We start from the raw sequence: 19,379 nt of genomic DNA, 5'->3' as shown, positions 1-19,379 counted from the left end.
GCGGGCGTGCGAACGGATGGAATCCGGACTGCGGTAGCGTTCGAATGCCGGCCGGTGGGATCGCTTTCGTAGCGGGAGCGGTGGGGACGGGAGAAGCGGGGCACTGCCCATCCGGAATCGGACCAAACGTGATGAGATAAATCGGTGGCGTTTGCGCACCGAGCCGGTCTCTGACCCACCCGGTCCACTCCTTCCGCGACCATGTCCAGACGATAGGCGCTGCTCTTCACCCTGCTCGGCTGTTACCGACCTGACCAGATACATGCGGTCACGCGCACGACTCGCCGCGACGTTGAAACGCTGGTCATAGGCGTTCCCTGAAAGCGCGTGGCAGCGCTCGGGGTCGGCCACCATCGACAGGAACAGGATGTCGCGCTCACGGTTGGGTGGGCGTTTTTCAACAGGGAGCCTCCGGCCCCTTCTCGCGCCTGGCTCCAATATAACGAGTCAGATGTGACCTCTTAAGTAAAATATTGACCCATATCTGACCGCTTTAAACAGTGCGCTGGCGTCCATCTAAGGGATGTCGTATAGTGGTCAAATATGACGTATTAACTAGTTAAGGGTTCAGATATGACCGATAAAACAAAAGCAGCGGCGACACCCAAACCTTCCGGCCGCTTCACCGAAAGTCCGATGCCCTTACCGGTCGAGCGTGCGCTGGTTGCTGCCGGAGATGACCTTGCGCTGGCCCGCCGACGCCGGGGGCTTTCTACGTCATCCATGGCGGAGCGGGCGGGCATCTCAAAAAAGACGCTCTACCGGCTGGAACAGGGCGACCCCGGAGTGTCGTGGGGCACTGTGGTTCGGGTCCTGAACATCCTGAACCTCCTCCCCGAACTCAACAAGGCCCTGAACACCACCAATGATGCGCTCGGCCTAGCGCTCATGAACAAGGCGGTGGCCAAACGCATCCGGGTACGCAAAATCAACCCGGACAGTGGAGCCCTGTAATGGCAACGACAAAAAAAGCAAAAACCAGCACAACGCGGACGCTGCTCGTCTATCTGGGCGACACGGGACTGGAAGTGGGCGAACTGCAATTTTCCAGAGAGGGGCAAAAAGAGGTCTCGGCATTCCGGTACTCCCCCGCCTGGCTCAGTAATCCAGATTGCTTCGCACTGTCTCCGGACCTCCCCCTGAGCACCGACTTTCAATACCGCACGGGAAGCAAGGAGACTTCTACCTTTGCGGGTGCCATTGCCGATACTGAGCCTGATGGCTGGGGACGCCGTGTCATTAACCGCGCCCATGCCAAACGGCGCAAGGCTGAAAAAGACGCCGGCCGAGACGCCGGTTCCGCACAGCTGTCAGACCTGGACTATTTGCTGGGGGTGCTGGATTCCAGCCGCATTGGCGCACTGCGCTTCCGGGACAATGCCGACAGCCCCTTCCTCGATGTGCTCCATGACGACAACTTGCCTGAAGGAACTCACGAGGTCCCGCTGCAGACCTTGATTCAGGCGTCGCAAGCGGTCGAATCCGGCAAGGAAACGGCGACGGACCTCGCGTATCTGAAAGGGCGCGGCACCTCGCTCGGCGGTATGCGACCCAAAGCAACGGTCCTGAAGCCCGACGGCACCTTGACCATCGCCAAGTTTCCGAGCGTGAGTGATACGCGTGACGTGGCGCGCGGTGAGGTGCTGGCGCTGTTGCTCGCGAAAGAGGCGGGCCTGAATGCATCCGAGGCCGAAGTCGTCATGTCTGGCACCCAGGCTGTCGCGCTTATCGTGCGGTTTGACCGACCCCGGGCTGGCGGTCGCATCCCTTACCTGTCTGCGGCCTCGCTGCTGCAGATGGATTCCAGGGAAGATGGCGCATACACGCAGATTGCGGAGGCAATTGACAGGTTCTCCCCGAGACCTCTCGAAGACAAGCAGGAGCTTTGGGCGCGCATCTGCTTCAGCATGCTCATTACCAACGTGGATGACCACATGCACAACCACGGATTCCTGCACAGCGGCGGGGGTCAGTGGCGGCTCGCCCCGCTGTTTGACGTGAACCCGTTCCCCGACAAGGAACCCATCCTGAAAACCGCCGTGACCGAAGCGACCGGTGAAACCGGAGATATCCAGGAGGCGCTGGAGGCAGCGGCATACTTTGGCGTGTCCGATGACGACGCTCATGCAATCCTGACCCGGATGATGGCTGCCCTGAACGACTGGAAACGACTCGCCCGGTCCCCGGCCGTGGGGATGGGTGATGATGAAATCGACAAGGTCGCGCCTGCTTTTGAGAACGACAACTGGGATACGGTAGCGTCCTTTCTGGAACAATAAACCGGCCAATCGGACCGTCTGGTCAGGCGTCGCCGGCGTGGCAAATTCTCGGTTTATGGCTGTGCCTGTCTCAGCTTATTCTTCGTGGACCGGCGTAACCCGTTGATTCGAAAGGATGCAAATTCTCGCGTTTTGGTTGCTCCTACAGAGAGTGCGACGGATGCCCCGTACTCTCAGGAGGACAATAGTGCGGACCATAACTTGTCGCACAGTGCAAAGGAACCGTAACCTGTCGTTTGCGACAAGTTATGGTTCCGCGACACAGAAACGCCGTTGATGCGCCACACATCGATCTGCAACGCCGACTTTCAAACATGCCCTTACCGCCGAACCGCGCTCAGCGCCAGATAAGACAGTGAACCGATCACGATCCCCCAGAACGCGGAACCGAGCCCCATCCACGTCATCCCCGACGCAGTGGCCAGAAACGTGATGACCGACGCTTCCCGATGCGCCTGGTCCTCGAACATCCCCATCGCGTTCGCCATGATTGCGCCGATGAGCGCCAGTCCGGCGAGGACCGCGACGAATTCCTTCGGCAACGCGAGGAACACGGTCACGATGGTGCCGGCGAAAATCCCGCCGACCAGGTAGAACGCACCGTTTGCCAGCCCTGCGACGTAGCGCTTGTCCTGATCTTCGTGGGCGTCCTTGCCGGTGCAGAGCGCGGCGGTGATCGCGGCAATGACGATGGTGATGCCGCCGAAGAACGCGACGACGATCGACACGAGGCTCGTCGCCAGGATGATCGGGCGCGCGGGCGTGTGGTAGCCGGACACGCGCAGGATCGCCATGCCGGGCAGGAACTGCCCGGTCAGGCTGACGACGACGAGCGGAATGGCGAGGCTCAGCGTCGTGCCGACGGTCCATTCGGGCCGGATGAAAATCGGCCGGGCCATCTGGAAAGAGATGTCGCCGAAATGCGTGATGCCCAGCGACATCGCGAGCGCGGCGCCCGTCAGCAGGACCAGCACGATGCTATAGCGCGGCAGCAGGCGCTTGAAAATCACGTAGGCGGCGATCATGCCGAACGCCAGCAGCGGTTGCGTCGACGCGGCGGCGAACGCATGCGTGCCGAACGGCAACAGGATGCCGGCCATCATCCCGCATGCGATGCCGCGCGGAATATGGCGCACCAGCTTGTCGAAATAGCCGGTGATGCCGATCAGCAGGATGATGACCGCGGCGGTGACATACGCGCCGACCGCCTGATTGAGCGTCAGCTGCGGAAAGAGCCCGACGAGCAGCGCGGTGCCGGGCGCGGACCACGCGGTCACGACGGGGATTTTGAGTTGCCAGCTCGCGAACATGCCGGATACGGCGGCGCCGATCGAAATCGCCCATACCCACGACGCGACCATCCCGCTCGACGCATGTGCCGCCTGGGCGGCCTGGAAAAAGATCGCCAGCGGGCCGGCATAGGAAATCAGGACGGCGAGGAATCCTGCCGTGACGGTGGAAACCGACCAGTCGCTGGTGAGCGCGCGCACGGCGCCGGCTTGGGGATTCAATTGGGTCATCGTCGGGGCAAGGAGGCGATTGGGATGATCGTGTTCGGTGGCCGGACCGGACGTCCCGCGGCCGAACGGCGCGCCGCATGCTGCGTAGAACCGGGCGCGCAGTCATTCTCGGTGGAGACGCCGCAATTGACAATTCATCGAAAGCTATCAACACTGTTTATTCTGGATAAACAGTTCGGGATCACGATGGATCGATTACAGGCGATGCGGCTGTTCACCTGCATCGTCGATTCGGGCAGCTTCACGCGTGCGGCGCAGCAGCTCGGCATGCAGCGGGCGTCCGCGACGCAGATCATGAAGCAGCTGGAGGCGCACCTCGGCGCGCGCCTGCTCGTGCGGACGACGCGGCACGTCAGCCCGACGCTGGATGGCGCGGCCTACTACCAGCGCTGCGTGGATATTCTGAATGGGATCGACGAGGCCGAAGCGTCTTTTTCACATGCGGCGCAGCATCCGCAAGGCGTGCTCAAGGTCGATTTGTCCGGCTCGTTCGCACGCCTCGTCGTCATTCCCGCGCTGCCCGGGTTTTTCGCGCGATATCCGCAGGTCACGCTCGACATCAGCGTCGGCGACCGGCGCGTGGACCTGGCGCGCAAGAGCGTCGATTGCGTCGTGCGGATCGGCGAACTGAGCGATTCTTCGCTGGTGGCTCGGCGCGTCGGTTTGCTCGAGCAGGTGACGTGCGCGAGTCCCGGCTATCTCGAAGCGCATGGCAAGCCGCGCAATCCCGCGAACCTCGAACGGCATCGCGAGATTGCGTACCTGTCGGCATCCGACGGGAGGCGCATTCCCCTCGAATTTACGGTGAACGGCAGCGTCGAGACGCGTGAGCTGCCGGCGGTGGTGTCGGTCAACAACGGGGATGCGTACGTCGCGGCGTGCGAAGCGGGGCTCGGCATCATTCAGGTGCCGCGATACCACGTGGTCCCGCAACTGGAGGCGGGCGTGCTGGTCGAGATCCTGCCTCGCTACCGTCCGCCGTCATTGCCGGTGTCGATTCTGTATCCGCATCGCGGCCATCTGTCGCCGAAGCTTCGCGTGTTCATCGAGTGGGTGGCGGAGCTGGTTGTTCAGAGTCCGCAGCATTCGCGAACGTCGGGGACTGCCGCGGGCAAGCGTCGAACATCCCGCGCTTCTATCGCGGGTTCGTCGGCTCGCTCATGATCTCGGCTCGCGCTTGTCGTCGAGCCGTGCGCGCGCCGCGGCAATCGACTGGTGCAGCGTCAATTCAGCATTGACGGCGGCCGCCGCGCGCGCACGCGCCGTATCGATCATCCGACGGACGTCGGTCAGCAGGGACACGGAGATCAGTTCGTTCATCTTGTCGGGAATCGTGGGAATCGGTGGCCGGCGCGCAGCGCCGGCCACCGACCACGTTACCGGAAACCCCGCGGCCGCGGAACCCCGAGCGGCGCACCACGCATTCTCTCCGCACTGCGGAGAGAATTCAGCCGCGGTCGCCCCACGCGCCATCGAACCTCTCGTCCGCCGGCTGCGGCGCGCTCGCGCTCAATTGCGTCAACGCAGTCCGGAAAAGCGCCGCGTCGATGGCAGACCGGTGGATTCTTGCACCCCCATCATCGCGCCCCGGCTCGTACTCTGCGGGCTCGCATGCGGCATATGTGGCCGTGAGGGACGAAGCGCCGAGGCAGAGGGATACTAGTTCTCGTCATACAGCCCTTTGTAGTCGATCTGGCCGAACATATACGAAATTCCCGCCGCGTCCTGCAGCCCAGCGTTGTCGCCAGCCATAAGCAGCGCTGCGGGCGAACTTCTGATCGCCATGCCGATGAAGTCCGGTTTCGCCACTCCCATGACGAGGAGCGCACGGCTTAGCCCCAGAAACATGAAGGACATCGCGCCGCCGTACAGATATCCGGCAGCACCGGTCAGGTAGATCGTGCCGCCTTCGAGACTTTTGGGGTCGGTGAGGGCGGTATTTTTAAAAGCATCTGTCAGGAATAGCTTCCCCAGACTGGTGAAGCCTGTTGTGGAACCAGATCCGCTCAACTGACCATTCTTTACGATAATTTTCGGAAGGGCGAGGCGTGGTGCACGCAGTAATGTGGATAGTCCTCGCGAGCTGGCGATTCCGAAGCCACTGTACAGATACTTGTGAAGCCGGTCTGATGTATCTTTAAGCACGAACATGCCGGTTTCATAACCAAGAATGCCGAATTCTGCTCCCATGCCTGCGCTTGTGATAAATTCCCAGTGACTTTCTCTTAAAATAGTCATTATCTGATGCTCCCTAGTGATTCGCCGCGTAGTCCTGTAGTGATTGCGGCTGCTGATAAGAATGCCGCGAATATCGTGTAATACCATATGTCGAGTACGGTATTCAGCGTGGCAGACATTTTTGGGTCTTGGGGGGCATAGCGAATCTCGACGGTTTGTCCAACCGCGACAGACCACCGTGAACTAGCTGAAACCTTATAATGTTGGCCGTTCTTGGCACTAAATTCAATTTCGGGGTGGTGGCCGCCGAACTCCAGCTTGACTACCTTTCCAGTAGTCAATTCCGATGACATGAGAAATTCAATTTTCGATATGATCCAGTATGCCGTTATGACGGAAAGGGCGATTCCTATTCCCAATGCAAAGTAATTTTTTCGCGTCATCGTGAAAAATTTTCCTTGATGTCAAAGCTTGCCGTCACCGTGCCAGCGCTTACACCCAGGCTGCTCTGCAGTTTGTACTCTTGTTTGACGCGAGCGAACGAAAGGCTGACATGCTCGTAGCAACTATTCGTGGACACCATCGGCATCACTTCCGTAATGATGACGTCTTCCATGGTGATCTTGAGAAAATCGAGAGGCTTACCTCCGGATTTTCGAGTCGTCAACACTACTTTTGGAATGTGTTTGCCGGTCAATCAGTAGCGCATCAGGTTGGCGCTGGCGCGATCTATTTGGTGAACGAATTCCAGATCGTTAATCGTTGCTTTACCCGCTCCACCGCCTGAACCGGATAGCATGGATGATTGCTGGGCCATTTTCCACCGCCAACTCTCAATTTGTATTTCGTTTGGGTGAAATTCGTCCTGAGATTCGCCCGCAATTCCATCAATCTTGACAAACATATCTGGCATGAATCCTCCCGGGAAAGTCGCGTAAAAGCGCTGCTGCGATGCAGGCAGTCCGAACCTGCTGCCGGTGTGATGAGGGACGAGTTGGCACGCACGATCTTCATGGCCGTCCGTCGGGTGAGGGGGCCGTCGGTTGCAGGTCGGCAGGAAAGGAAAATTCTTCGTTCGGATCGTGTTCTTCGTCAAACGAAAAAGTGCGGAATTTGTCCGCCGACGTCGGCTAATTCCCTTCTAAAAGGGGGGCTCCGGGCCGCAAGTTGGTACTGCGAAGCTGGTTGGGGGACACGGCCGAGGCGACGGGCACGCGCGAGCGGATTGTTAAAGAATGATTCGTCGTCGCGTGACTGTGTCGACCCTGCAGCAATTCGACGATTGGACGTTACACGTGGCGCTCGTCGTGCACGCGAGCTTCAATTCGAATCAATGCATGACCTGCCGTACTGACCAATCGCAATGGCGGTAATTGCGCGTGGCGCGCAATCAGGTGACGTTCCGAACGGTCGATTGCGGCATCGGCGGCATGTGCCGGCGGCCGCGGGGAGCGTCACGCATCGCATCGTGGCGCGAACGGGCGGGCGCGATCGCCCTCATGGAAGTGCGATCTTCAAGGTGTCGGGGGTGTTGGCGAGGCATCACATCGAGCGATCGCCGGTTGAAGCCATGTCACGAAGCAGACGGGGCCCGACCCATCCAGTCACGTGGCGGACATTACATACGCGGCGGCCGGTGTGGGGGGCATCAAGTCCGCGCCTACTCCCCCATCATTCCCTCCCTTCCCCGCCCGGCGCCGCATACGCGCTCGCCTGCTCCAGCAGCCACGCCCTGAACAGCTCCAGCGGCTTGCTATGGCTGAATTCCGTCGGATAGACGAGGTAATACGCGTCATCCGCGACGGCCGCCGCGTCGAACGGCACGATCAGGCCCAACTGCTGCAACTGGCCTTCGACGAAGAACTTCGGCACCAGCGCGATCCCCAACCCCGCTGCAGCCGCACTGATCAGCATCGTATGCAGCTCATAGCGCACGCCCTGCATCGTCCGGTTGTCCTCGACGCCGAGCGGGCCGAACCACTGCGACCACGCGCCGGGGCGCGTGGTCGAGTGCAGCAGCGGGTAGGCGAGCAGCTCGTGGACCTGCTGCACCGGCCCCTTCAGCAGCGCCGGCGAGCAGATCGGCACCACTTCCTCGCCGAACAGATAGTCGGCCGACGTGCCCGGCCAGGTCGGCTTGCCGTAATGGATCGCCGCCTCGAAATGGGTGTCGTCGAACGAGAACGCATCGGTCTGGATGCCCATGTTCACGCGCACGTCGGGCGTCCGGTCGTTGAAGTCCTTGATGCGCGGGATCAGCCAGTGCGACGCGAAGGTGGGAAGCACCGCGAGTTCGAGGTAACCGCCGCCGCTGCCGTGCGCGATGATCGACAGCGTGTCGCGGTCGAGCGTTTCGAGCGCGCGCCGCACCTGCATGCCGTACAGCTTGCCGGCGCGCGTGAGCACCACGCGCTGCTTCACGCGGGCGAACAGCCGCACGCCGAGGCTCGATTCGAGCGTCGCGATCTGCCGCGACACCGCGCTTTCGGTCAGGAACAGCTCCTTGGCCGCGTGGGTGAAGCTCTCGTGGCGCGCGGCGGCTTCGAATGCCACGAGCGCGCCCATGTTCGGGATCTTGAATTTGCGCATACGCCTGTTAGTTCCAAAAACGCATCACTTAGCAATTTAATCTCGCTTTACGCCACCTGCAAGCGTTCGAATAATGCGTCGCAGGCAAGGCTGGCGTCCGTCGGGCGGCTGGCCGACGAATCGCCGGCGCCGCCGATGCCGGCCCGATCCTCCTGATGAGATACACGATGCGCAATTCGAATATCGAAAGCCTGTTGTCGACGTTGCTCGGACAGGCGAAGGCAGACGCACTGTTTGCGACCCTCAATATCCCCGCCGTGCTGCAGGACTGGGAGCCGGGTGTCGTCACGCGCGCGGAACTGGCGCAGGCGATGAACATGGCACTGTTCGAGGGGCTGCTCGCGCGCTCGCCGAACGGCCGCGCGTACACCGCCGACGCGATCGCGAACGGCGGTTCGGTGTACTTCGATCACGGCGCTCTGCGTACCGTGCGCTGGCCGCACACCGGCGCGCTGCCGCCCGGCGAGGCGGCGTTCACGCGCATCCTCCGGCCGCTCGGGTTCCGCCTCAACGGCCGCTATCCGCTCGACAAGCTCGGCATGACCGGCCGCGCGTACGCGCACGAGGACGCGCCCGACGAGATCGCGCAATTCTTCGTCAGCGAGCTGCATCCGGAGCGCTTCTCCAAGGAATTCCAGCAGGCGGTCACGCAGGTGGTCGGCGCATCGCGCGATCCGCTGACGCCGGCCGCCGTGGCGCAGCTGTGGGAGCTCGAGCGCGAAGGCTGGCTGCCGCTCGACGCGGCACAGGCGCTGCTGCCGGTGATCGTCGGCGCGTTCGCGCGCCAGCACGACGTGCCGCGCGAATCCGACTACGAGGTGCTGCTGCGCGAATCGCCGGAAATGGCGTGGATCGCGACCGAAGGCAATGCGTTCAACCACGCGACCGATCGCGTCGCCGACGTGTTCAAGCTGTCCGACGACGAAAAGGCCAAGGGCCGGCCGATGAAGCCGGAGGTCGAGCGCTCGCGTTCGGGCCGGGTGTTCCAGACCGCCTACCGCGCGGACGTCGTCGAGCGCGAGTTCCGGACGGGCGACGGCGGGATCGTCAAGCGCAACGTCCCCGGCTCGTTCTACGAGTTCATCACGCGCAAGCGCACGTTCGACCAGGCGGCGCGCGGCTGGACGACCGACCTGCGTTTCGATGCCGGCAACGCGCAAGGCATCTTCAAGATGACCGCCAACGAAGCGAAGTGACCGTGAAGCGCGCGACACCGATCGAAGTGGGGGAGGCGCAACTCGACGTGCTCGCTGCCGGGTTGCGCGGCGCGATGCGCGGCGAGGTGCGCTTCGACGCCGGCTCGAAGGCGCTGTACGCGTCCGACGCGTCGAATTACCGGCAGGTGCCGCTCGGCGTCGTGGTGCCGGCCGACGCGGACGATCTCGTCGCGGCGCTCGACGTCTGCCGCCGCCTCGACGTGCCGTTCCTGACCCGGGGCGGCGGCACGTCGCAGAACGGGCAGTGCGTGAACGTCGCGGTCGTCGCGGACACCAGCAAGCACTTCAACCGCGTCGTGTCGGTGGACCCGGACGCGCAGACGGCAATCGTCGAGCCGGGCGTTGTGTGCGACACGCTGCGCGACGCCGCCGAGGCGCACGGGCTCACGTTCGCGCCGGACCCGGCGACGCACAGCCGCTGCACGCTCGGCGGGATGATCGCGAACAATTCGTGCGGCGCGCATTCGGTGATGGCGGGCAAGACCGTCGAGAACGTCGACGCGCTGGAGATCGTCACCTACGACGGCGCGCGCTTCTGGGTCGGCCCGACGACGGAGGACGAAATCGACGCGATCGTCGCCGCAGGCGGCCGGCGCGGCGAGATCTATCGCCGGCTGCGCGAACTGCGCGACCGCTACGCGGAGCGCATTCGCGGCGAGTTTCCGCAGATCAAGCGTCGCGTGTCCGGCTACAACCTCGATCAGCTGCTGCCCGAGAACGGCTTCAACGTCGCGCGGGCGCTGGTCGGCACCGAAGGCACCTGCGCGGTCACGCTGCAGGCGAAGGTGCGCCTCGTCCACAGCCCCGCGTGCCGGGTGCTGCTCGTGCTCGGCTTCACCGACATCTTCACGGCGGCGGATGCCGTGCCGCATTTCAACCGCTTCGCGCCGATTGCGATCGAGGGGCTCGACCGCGCGATCATTCGCGGGCTGCAGGCGCGCGGGCTGAAGCAGGACGAGATCGCGCTGCTGCCGCCGGGCGACGCCTGGGTCGTGCTGGAATTCGGCGCGGACACCGTCGACGCGGCACTCGCGCAGGCGCGCGCCGCAGCGGCGCACTTCGACAGCGGCGGCGCGGGGCCGGACGTGAGCGGCTTCGTCGTGGTCGAGAAGGCGCTGCAGCAGAAGATCTGGTCGATCCGAGAAACCGGCGCGTCGGCGGTCGCGTTGTCGGTCGATCCGGGCAAGCCCGATCCGGTCGCCGGCTGGGAGGATGCGGCGGTCGATCCGCTGCGCCTCGGCGATTATCTGCGCGCGTTCCAGGCGCTCGTCGACCGGTACGGCTACGAGACCTGCCTCTACGGCCACTTCGGCGACGGCTGCGTGCATGCGCGCATCACGTTCGACCTGCGCAGCGCCGAGGGCGTCGCGGTGTGGCGCGATTTCCTGCGCGAAGCGGCACAGCTCGTGGTCGACTTCGGCGGCTCGCTGTCCGGCGAGCACGGCGACGGCCAGGCGAAGGCCGAATTCCTGCCGATCATGTACGGGCCGGAGCTGATGCAGGCGATGGCCGAGTTCAAGGCGATCTGGGACCCGGCCAACCGGATGAATCCGGGCAAGGTCATCCACCCGTATCGCGCCGACGAGAACCTGCGCCTCGGCCCCGCGTACAAGCCGGTGACGCTGACGACGAAGCTGACCTTCGCGAGCCCGGAAGGCGACGGCATGCAGCGCGCGGTCGAGCGCTGCATCGGCATGGGCAAGTGCCGCTCGCTCGACGGCGGCACGATGTGCCCGAGCTATCGCGCGACGCGCGAGGAGAAATTCTCGACGCGCGGCCGCGCGCACCTGTTCTGGGAAATGCTGCAGGGCGACGTGATCAAGGACGGCTGGAACAGCGCCGAGGTCAAGGAAGCGCTCGATGCGTGCCTCGCGTGCAAGGGCTGCAAGTCGGATTGCCCGACGCACACCGACATGGCGTCGTACAAGGCGGAATTCCTGTCGCACTATTACGAGACCCATCGCCGGCCCCGGCAGGCGATGTTCATGGGGCGGATCGGCCAATGGGCGCCCGTGGCGGGCCGCTTGCCGCGGCTGGCGAACTGGATGATGTCGGCGCCGGTTTTCGCGGGGATCGGCAAGCGGATCGCGGGCGTCGCGCCGCAGCGCACGCTGCCGGCGTTCGCGCCGCGCCCGTTCAGCGCGATCGCGAAGCGGCAGCGGGCCGGGCGCGAGCGCGCCGCGCCGTCCACGCGTCGCAAGGTCATTCTGTGGATCGACACGTTCAACGAGCACTTCTCGCCGGCCATCGCGTCGGCGGCGCTCGACGTGCTGACCGCACTCGGCTTCGACGTGGTGCTGCCGCGCAAGCGGCTGTGCTGCGGCCGGCCGCTGTACGACTACGGCCTGCTCGACGAGGCGCGCGCGTTGCTGCGCGGCGCGCTCGACGAGCTGGCGGACGAGATCGCCGCCGGGGTGCCGGTCGTCGGGCTGGAGCCGGGGTGTCTGTCGGTGTTCAAGGACGAACTGCTGAAGCAGTTGCCCGACGAACCGCTGGCCGCGCGGCTCGCGGCGCAGACGTTCCTGTTTGCCGATTTTGTCGCGCAGGCGGATTTCGCGTGGCCGACGCTCGATGCGGACGTGATCGTCCACGGCCACTGCCACCAGAAGTCGCTGTTCGGGATGAAGGGCGAGACCGCGCTGCTCGACAAGCTCGGCGTGCGCTGGACGCTGCTCGACACAGGGTGCTGCGGGATGGCCGGATCGTTCGGCTTCGACGCCGCGCATTACGACCTGTCGATGAAGATCGGCGAAAGCAAGCTGCTGCCGCTCGTGCGAGAGGCGCCGGAGGACGCGATCGTCGTGACCAACGGGTTCAGCTGCCGCGAGCAGATCGAACAGGGCGCGGGCAGGGCGCCGCTGCACATCGCGCAGCTCGCGAAGCGCGCGCTGGACGGCGGGTAACGCGCGCCGTTCGTTCGTGTCCGCGGGCGGCATCGTTCGCCGGCGGCGGGACATCAGGCGGCGCGGGCTTCGCACGGGTTGCGCCAGACAGCCGCGGTATCGAACTTGATGACAAATGCTCACAACCTGATTCCGAGATATCGCTTGAAGCGCCAGTATTGGCTACCCACAATGCCTTCAAATCGTTCTCGGTGAAGGGAGTCAGTCGTGAGTTCTCAAGTCGTTATCGTCGGCGGTGGGGTCATCGGCAGTTCGATTGCCTATTTCCTGCGCGCGTCGGATCCGACGGTGTCCGTGACGGTCATCGAACGCGATCCCACCTATGCGAAGTCGTCGTCGGCGCTGTCGGCCGCGTCGATTCGCCAGCAATTCTCGACGCCGCTGTCGATCCAGATGTCGCTGTTCGGCATCGAATTTCTCCGCGACATCGGCGAGCGGCTCGAAGTGGACGGCCACCGGCCGTCGATCGACCTGCACGAAGGCGGCTACCTGTTCCTCGCGACGCCGGCGGGCGAAGCGACGCTGCGCGACAACCACGCGCTGCAGACGCGCCTCGGCGCGGACATCGGCCTGATGGACGCGGCCGCGCTCCGCGCGAAATTCCCTTGGCTGAACGTCGACGATCTCGTGGCGGGCGCATACGGCCTGAGCGGCGAGGGCTGGTTCGACGGCTACGGGCTCGTGCAGGCGCTGCGCAAGAAGGCGCAGGCGCTCGGCGCGCGTTACGTCGCGTCGGACGTGACCGGGCTCGTGCGCGACGGCCGCAAGGTCACGCATGTCGTGACGGGCGACGGCGAGCGCTACGCGTGCGATACGCTGGTGAACGCGGCCGGCGCTTGGACGCGCAAGCTGACCGCGATGATGGGCATCGACATCCCGGTGTTCGCAAGGCGCCGCAGCATTTTCAATGTGTCGTCGCCGGCGCGGCTGACGGACTGTCCGCTGCTGGTCGACCCGACGGGGGTGTATTTCCGGCCGGAGGGCAAGACCTATATTTGCGGCACGTCGCCGAGCGCGGACAACGATCCGGATGACCTGCCGCTCGACGAAGTCGATCACGCGCTGTTTGATGAAGTGATCTGGCCGACGCTCGCGCATCGCGTGCCGGGGTTTGAGGCGTTGCGGGTGGAGAACTGCTGGTCCGGTTATTACGAATACAACGTGTTTGATCATAACGCGATCATCGGGTACCACCCGGATATCGATAACTGCGTGTTCGCGAACGGTTATAGCGGCCATGGGCTGCAGCAGGGGCCGGCGACGGGGCGCGGGGTGAGCGAGCTGATCCTCGGTGGGCGGTATGCGTCGCTGGATCTGTCGTCGCTGGGGTGGGAGCGTGTGCTCGAGGATCGTCCGATCGTTGAAAAGAACGTTGTGTAGAAGCGGCGTGACCGTCCGACGCGTGACGGACGGAGTCTCCTTGTTAGTCGCTCTTGGGCCCGGTGATTGCCGGGCTTTTTTTATGGTTTTTCGCGGATTTCTGGGGATGGCGTGTACCGATCCACATCGGCCCGTCAACCCGGCGCCATCGCTCAGGCAGCTTCCAAAATGGAACGGTCATTCCGTACCCTCATTGAATGACAAGTCATCGGCCATAGCCGGTGGTCGATGATCGGGCACCGTGGGGCGGCGGCAAGCCAGACGACGCCCGCAAGCATCCGCTCCACGCGCGACCTAGTCCCAGGGTAAAAGCTGGCTTCCCTGTCTTGCGCGCTGGCGACCGTTTATCTATCCCAGCCCACGCGGGCAGCAGAAGGCGGCGATGATCCGATCCGCACACATCCTCCGAGGAATGGCCTCTGACATATCGATGCGTAAATCAGTGTCGGACGTCTTGACACATCAGTATAATCGCCTAATCCGTAATCGCTGCGCGGAATATAACAAACCCAAAGGACGGCATTATGAGCAAGAGAATACTTACCGTTGGCTTTGAACTTGCTTCACCAGAAGTGGAATCCACCGAGTTTCGATCCAAAGTATCCCTGCTGGACTGGGATATTGTATTGTTCAGACCTGATATTGGCGAATTCGTTTCCTACAGCGACCAGTTTCAAGGCAAACCGAGTCTGAACGAAAGCGTCTCTTTTCGTCTTAAAGAGTGCTGTGAGCACTGGCGTCGAGAACTAAAACAAGCCTTCGATACTGGCAAGACAGTAATAGCTTATCTTCCGTCCATGACTGAGGTATATGTCGACACTGGCAGGCGCAGCTATTCCGGGACCGGTCGCAATCAAAAAACAACTACGCACGTTGCCCTTTATAGCAACTACGAGGCGATACCTGTCTCATTGTCTCCAGTGCCGACTTCCGGAACTGCGATGAAGCTGGTGGACCGTGGTTCCGAGATTCTTGCTGGCTATTGGAGCGAGTTCGAAAAACTTTCAACATACCAAGTACTTCTCACGGATGAAAGCGTACCCGGATGCCTCGTAACTCGCTCTGGCGGAAAACTTGTCGGCGCCCTCTATCGAGCCAAGACGTCGGGGGGGGCGCTTTTATGCTTACCTGACATCGATTTCTATGCCGATGAGTTTTTCGACGAAGATAGCGATGAGTCGACATGGTCAAAGACAGGCCAACAATTCTCCAAGCGTCTAGTGGCATCAATTATCGGGTTAGACAAAGCGTTGCGAAGCGCACTTGAGGTGACTCCAGAACCCACATGGGCAAGCGAGAGCCGGTTTATGCTCGTATCCGAAGCGAATCTAAACGTCCAACTGCTCGCCGCCGAAAAACAAGTCGAAGAAGTGCAAAAACGAAAGGAAGAGATATCGGAATCCCTCAAATCTGCTGGAGCACTAAGAGCGTTGTTGTATGAAAAGGGTAAAGCTTTGGAGGCGGCAATTATAGATGCGCTTCGGCTTCTCGGTTTCAAGGCCGAGCCCTTTAAGAATTCGGAGTCTGAGTTTGATGTTGTGTTCGAATGTGACGAGGGGCGGCTTATCGGGGAGGCAGAAGGAAAAGACAATAAATCTGTGAATATTGATAAGTTGCGTCAACTCTCCATGAATATCCACGAAGATTTTCAGCGGGACGAAATAACGGTGCCCGCCAAACCCGTTCTATTTGGCAATGGCTTCCGACTTCAGCCGTTAGGTGACCGTGGGGACCCTTTCACGGAGAAATGCCACAGCGCTGCTGGAGCTGCTTCTACCGCCTTAGTTTTTACTCCCGATCTATTTCCTCCAGTGCAGTATTTGGTTGCATCCAAAGATTCCGAATACGCGCGAGCATGCAGACAGGCCATTTTGTCATCAAATGGGCGTGTAACGTTTCCAGCAGCACCAACCGACGAAAAGAGCGACAATGTCGCTCAGATGGAGATTAAGGCGGACGATTAGATGCTTGTGTTATGACGGAAGCAATGACCCCGAACCATGGAAGATTCTCCGTCAGGTTCCGGACTATTGCGGACGTTCCAATGCCAGGCTTCCTCGATTGCTGAACTGCAGCGTCTGGCCTCAGACGGCCAACGGTCATTCGCCCACACAGAGTCAGCTATCGTTTGTTGGCCTATGCTGACGGGACGCTGTTACCTTCTGTTCAATGTCGATACACCAACCTCGACAGAGGAGCAGCCGTCAGCGATTCGTGAGGCTTGGCGCGGGGCTCGGGCGCTCGGTTGGAGCGACGTCTTGACGGCAACCTGACTGGGCCGGCCGCGCATTGATAGCCGAGCCGGCGGAGTTGTTGCAACTTTGCTTTCCCCTGCACTACGCCATTTGGCAATACATTGACACTGCGGGCGTCACCCGCTGGATAGTAGGATCTCAGAAAATATAGACGACATCATGGGCTACGCAATCTATCAATTACCACCTCCCTCAAATTGGGAAGCGTTTGAATCTCTTTGTAGAGATGTATTTTCCGCCGAGTGGGGCGACCCGACAACACAGAAGCATGGGAGAACGGGTTTTCCCCAGCATGGGGTCGATATATATGGTTATACGCAAGACAGAAGATTGTGCGGCATACAATGCAAGAAGAAAGATATCCATTCTCAGTCGAAGGTCTCGGAGCAAGAGATAAGAGATGAAGTCAGGAAAGCATTGAAATTTAACCCGAAGCTGAGTTATTTTATTTTTGCAACCACGACGCCTAGTGATCCGAACCTGGAAGAAGTCGCGAGAGAGATAACGGAAGAGCATAAGGAAAAAGGACTGTTTTCCGTCAATTTTTTTGGCTGGGGTGAAATTCAGGATAGAATTCACAATCATCGAGATATACTCGTTAGGTATTATTCGTCAATAGTTAATTCAATTAACTCAAGTGAGTATTCCTACAAATACTGGAGTGGTTTTTTCGGAAGAAATTTTATCTTTCAAAATGCGTGCTATTTTCCATTTTTAGGGCATCAAGTAAAGTATAGAGAGCAATTCATTTCTAAATTGCTTTCGTTTGTCTGTCAGTCTGAAACGCTTTTCGATCGAAGTCGTTGCCCTGATATTGATGAAAGACTGAGGGTTGCCTTTGATAATTTTAATGCGATTTCGCGTGATATTGTCGATGCCGCGATCCTTGATGAGCGGCGATATAATCCCGTTGGGGATTACTACACCTATTGGGTGGATGTGGGTCAGCTCGGCTATCATGAGCAGTGCGACTATGTGGAGTACAAAAAAGATATTTTGAGGCGCTTGTTTTATAACCTTATAATGGCGGCCAATCACATTATTGATGTGGGAAATAGTATATCGCCCAGCTCGATGGTAGGAGGCGAATACATTCCATTTCAGCAATCCGAGCGGGGCCCATCGATTATCCCAACGTACACGCACGAAGACGTGCGAGCCGGAGTTCTTTACAAAGGACTGGAATTTGTAAAAGGTGAATCTGCAGCCTGCTATGAAGGCCCGGTTCGGAAACAGGAGGAAGTCATTAGGCGTTTTAGGGATGAGCAGGTGATGACTAGCAGGCTGTCGAAATAGCTCCTGCCGTAATCATCAGATCGGGAGCTGGTAACGTACGCTCGCGGGCAGAGCAGAAGCGCAAATCGGCGAGGAGACGGAATTGGTTCCACCTGACGCTAGGGCAGAACAGCGAGATCTGCTCGCCGACAGCCGGCGGGTTGCACGTGTGCGGGTGCCGCCGGTCTTCACGCGCACGCGTGGCGGATTTGGCGTGCTGCACCTGGGCGATGATGCCCAGGCGGAAAAAGGTTTCAGATTGGCGAGATCCATGCTCGCCAGCGCGCCTTACGCGCGCGGATTGATCACTCAAAGGTTGTTGTTAAGTGAGACCCAACAACGTGATTGATAGTGCCTACGTGGAAGAATGGGAAAATTGGTCGCGACTCTGCGACAAGAAATGTCGCTGTAAGATAAAATGAACAATTAAATTGAATTCACTATGAAGCTCTATAATTTCGACCACGGTTTCAGAAAGCCACAAGCGATTCGAGTCGGACCGTTCACCCTTCGGATCACGGAACAGCATTGCGAGAATCTCTCACTTCTGAAACGCAACAGAAGCTTCTCTGAGACCTACGATGAGAATCTGAACCCGGTACTCAGGCGAAGTTCATCAACGCATGGAGGCTTCGCTGAAACGACGGTCGCTGAATGCCAGGGCGAGGGAGGTCGATCGGAACTGTTTCCGAACAATACTGGTGTGACGGCATTGTTCGATCTCGTCCTTTTGCTTTCCTTCCTTACAGGGCGACGAGTATATCTGGAGAATGAAATCGATGGTGACCATCGCTTGACACCAGGAGAGTGGGCCATAGAGGGGCATACGCTCCAACGAGTGTTGCCGCACATTTGGCCAAGGTTGCAACATTTGGCTGCGACTGGTTTGGGGGACGCTATGTACTGCATCGTATTTGCGCCGCTGGCTCCGGAGGCAATCGGCCGTGGAGCATATGCAAACGCTGCACTGGACACCGTTTGCACGTATTGGGCCAAGGTTTTTGGGAAGACGAGGTATGAGAATCAATCAATTGTCAAGAAGGCAAGAGACAAGGTCGTGAACGCCATTGACAAGTCATTGCTTTACCAGGCCAGAAAGCTCATTACACGAGTATTTCCGAAAGAAGGGGCTTCAGAGGAGGAAACGGCCGATATTCTTGCTCGGCTTCGTGGGCTATCCTCGCCCTCCGCGCTGCAAAAGATGACGTGGTTTTTACAGGCTCTTGACCTGTTCCCACTGCAGCCAACGGAAGAAGAGACTAGCCGGCTTCGTCGTCTTAACACAGTTAGGAATGGTATTGCGCACGGAGGGACGATTCGTTCCGATCAAAAATTAGATCACGAAGTAAATTTGAGGGTGGCAGGTGCAATTTTAATTCTTACAGGACTTATCGCGGAATACTATCTAGTCCGTGAAATATTGAAAATTGACTGTGCCGCTTTGTCGCGCACAAAATTCGATGTTCAAGAGTTCTTCAAGCATGGAATATTCAGAAGGCACCAAGTTTTCACTGAAGACTTCGAGCAGTACGTCGACAGGCTGGAATTCGAGTGGATTTCTGGACACGCCAGTCAGTGATTAAGTACAGATGCATGGGGCGGGCAACAGGGTAGGGGTGGTTGGACTTGGCCTGGAATCGATCTGCCAACGGGCGCCAACGCCCTCCACGAATCTTGGTCACGGCTGCGAAGGCCCACGCCGTTTTCTTCCCCCTGACTTTACCCCGCCGAGTACACTATTCGTAAATTAGTGGGCTCGCCGGTGAGGCTAGCCCAATTTCCG

15 protein-coding genes and 1 pseudogene are annotated in these 19,379 nt (G+C 60.1%); 10 read left to right on the top strand and 6 right to left on the bottom strand.

The annotated features are described in order from the left end of the window. The first annotated feature begins 573 nt into the window (after window positions 1-573). On the top strand, window positions 574-954 hold the full coding sequence (locus LIG30_RS21305) for a helix-turn-helix domain-containing protein (RefSeq protein ID WP_235510349.1): 381 nt from the start codon (window positions 574-576) through the stop codon (window positions 952-954). Further along, a complete protein-coding gene (locus tag LIG30_RS21300) occupies window positions 954-2,279 on the top strand; it encodes a type II toxin-antitoxin system HipA family toxin (RefSeq protein ID WP_051995112.1) in 1,326 nt (441 codons plus the stop codon). The genes LIG30_RS21305 and LIG30_RS21300 overlap by 1 nt, the downstream gene beginning before the upstream one ends. 320 nt (window positions 2,280-2,599) lie before the next feature. On the opposite strand, the gene LIG30_RS21295 is transcribed toward LIG30_RS21300, so the two are convergent. Continuing rightward, window positions 2,600-3,769: a benzoate/H(+) symporter BenE family transporter gene (locus LIG30_RS21295; RefSeq protein ID WP_235510348.1), complete on the bottom strand. Its 1,170-nt coding sequence runs from the start codon at window positions 3,767-3,769 to the stop codon at window positions 2,600-2,602. Between LIG30_RS21295 and LIG30_RS21290 the strand changes: the two genes are divergently transcribed. Then, the gene (locus LIG30_RS21290) at window positions 3,653-4,963 is read left to right on the top strand and encodes a LysR family transcriptional regulator (protein ID WP_235510347.1); all 1,311 of its coding nucleotides are present in this window, start codon (window positions 3,653-3,655) and stop codon (window positions 4,961-4,963) included. The genes LIG30_RS21295 and LIG30_RS21290 overlap by 117 nt on opposite strands. Here the strand turns inward: LIG30_RS21290 and LIG30_RS26850 are convergent. The 5 genes and pseudogenes from LIG30_RS26850 to LIG30_RS21275 form a co-directional block, all read right to left on the bottom strand. After that, window positions 4,958-5,119 (bottom strand): hypothetical protein, encoded by a 162-nt coding sequence (locus tag LIG30_RS26850; RefSeq protein WP_160326716.1) that lies wholly within the window; start codon window positions 5,117-5,119, stop codon window positions 4,958-4,960. The two genes, LIG30_RS21290 and LIG30_RS26850, sit on opposite strands and share 6 nt — an antisense overlap. Window positions 5,120-5,458: 339 nt before the next feature. After that, the gene (locus tag LIG30_RS21285; protein WP_038715212.1) at window positions 5,459-5,989 is read right to left on the bottom strand and encodes a hypothetical protein; all 531 of its coding nucleotides are present in this window, start codon (window positions 5,987-5,989) and stop codon (window positions 5,459-5,461) included. Window positions 5,990-6,036: 47 nt separating this feature from the next. After that, window positions 6,037-6,420 (bottom strand): DUF3592 domain-containing protein, encoded by a 384-nt coding sequence (locus tag LIG30_RS25605; protein WP_083494119.1) that lies wholly within the window; start codon window positions 6,418-6,420, stop codon window positions 6,037-6,039. Beyond that, window positions 6,417-6,890: pseudogene (locus LIG30_RS21280) on the bottom strand (Hcp family type VI secretion system effector). Before LIG30_RS21280 ends, LIG30_RS25605 begins: the two are co-directional and overlap by 4 nt. Window positions 6,891-7,648: 758 nt before the next feature. Next, the gene (locus LIG30_RS21275; RefSeq protein WP_038715210.1) at window positions 7,649-8,566 is read right to left on the bottom strand and encodes a LysR family transcriptional regulator; all 918 of its coding nucleotides are present in this window, start codon (window positions 8,564-8,566) and stop codon (window positions 7,649-7,651) included. Between the two features lie 167 nt (window positions 8,567-8,733). Here LIG30_RS21275 and LIG30_RS21270 point away from each other — a divergent pair, with 167 nt between their 5' ends. The 7 genes from LIG30_RS21270 (at window position 8,734) to LIG30_RS26600 (ending at window position 19,175) form a co-directional block, all read left to right on the top strand. Then, complete coding sequence (locus tag LIG30_RS21270) at window positions 8,734-9,762, top strand: DUF1338 domain-containing protein (protein WP_038715217.1); 1,029 nt, start codon at window positions 8,734-8,736, stop codon at window positions 9,760-9,762. A gap of 2 nt (window positions 9,763-9,764) precedes the next feature. Further along, complete coding sequence (locus tag LIG30_RS21265) at window positions 9,765-12,686, top strand: FAD-binding and (Fe-S)-binding domain-containing protein (RefSeq protein ID WP_038715216.1); 2,922 nt, start codon at window positions 9,765-9,767, stop codon at window positions 12,684-12,686. A gap of 207 nt (window positions 12,687-12,893) precedes the next feature. Continuing rightward, window positions 12,894-14,066 carry an NAD(P)/FAD-dependent oxidoreductase gene (locus LIG30_RS21260; protein WP_038715208.1) on the top strand — a complete coding sequence of 391 codons (1,173 nt, stop codon included), beginning with the start codon at window positions 12,894-12,896 and terminating at the stop codon, window positions 14,064-14,066. A 524-nt stretch (window positions 14,067-14,590) separates the two neighbouring features. Continuing rightward, window positions 14,591-16,030 carry a hypothetical protein gene (locus tag LIG30_RS21255; protein WP_200929711.1) on the top strand — a complete coding sequence of 480 codons (1,440 nt, stop codon included), beginning with the start codon at window positions 14,591-14,593 and terminating at the stop codon, window positions 16,028-16,030. A 450-nt stretch (window positions 16,031-16,480) separates the two neighbouring features. Continuing rightward, complete coding sequence (locus LIG30_RS26610; RefSeq protein ID WP_152986179.1) at window positions 16,481-17,617, top strand: restriction endonuclease; 1,137 nt, start codon at window positions 16,481-16,483, stop codon at window positions 17,615-17,617. Between the two features lie 82 nt (window positions 17,618-17,699). Further along, the gene (locus LIG30_RS26605; RefSeq protein WP_152986178.1) at window positions 17,700-17,945 is read left to right on the top strand and encodes a hypothetical protein; all 246 of its coding nucleotides are present in this window, start codon (window positions 17,700-17,702) and stop codon (window positions 17,943-17,945) included. 93 nt (window positions 17,946-18,038) lie between these two features. After that, window positions 18,039-19,175 carry a hypothetical protein gene (locus LIG30_RS26600; RefSeq protein ID WP_152986177.1) on the top strand — a complete coding sequence of 379 codons (1,137 nt, stop codon included), beginning with the start codon at window positions 18,039-18,041 and terminating at the stop codon, window positions 19,173-19,175. Window positions 19,176-19,379 lie beyond the last annotated feature (204 nt).

The sequence above is a fragment of the Burkholderia sp. lig30 genome, assembly GCF_000687455.2.
GTDB lineage: Bacteria > Pseudomonadota > Gammaproteobacteria > Burkholderiales > Burkholderiaceae > Burkholderia.
Note: the sequence above shows the minus strand (reverse complement) of the source record. Positions and strands in the feature narration are given on the sequence as shown.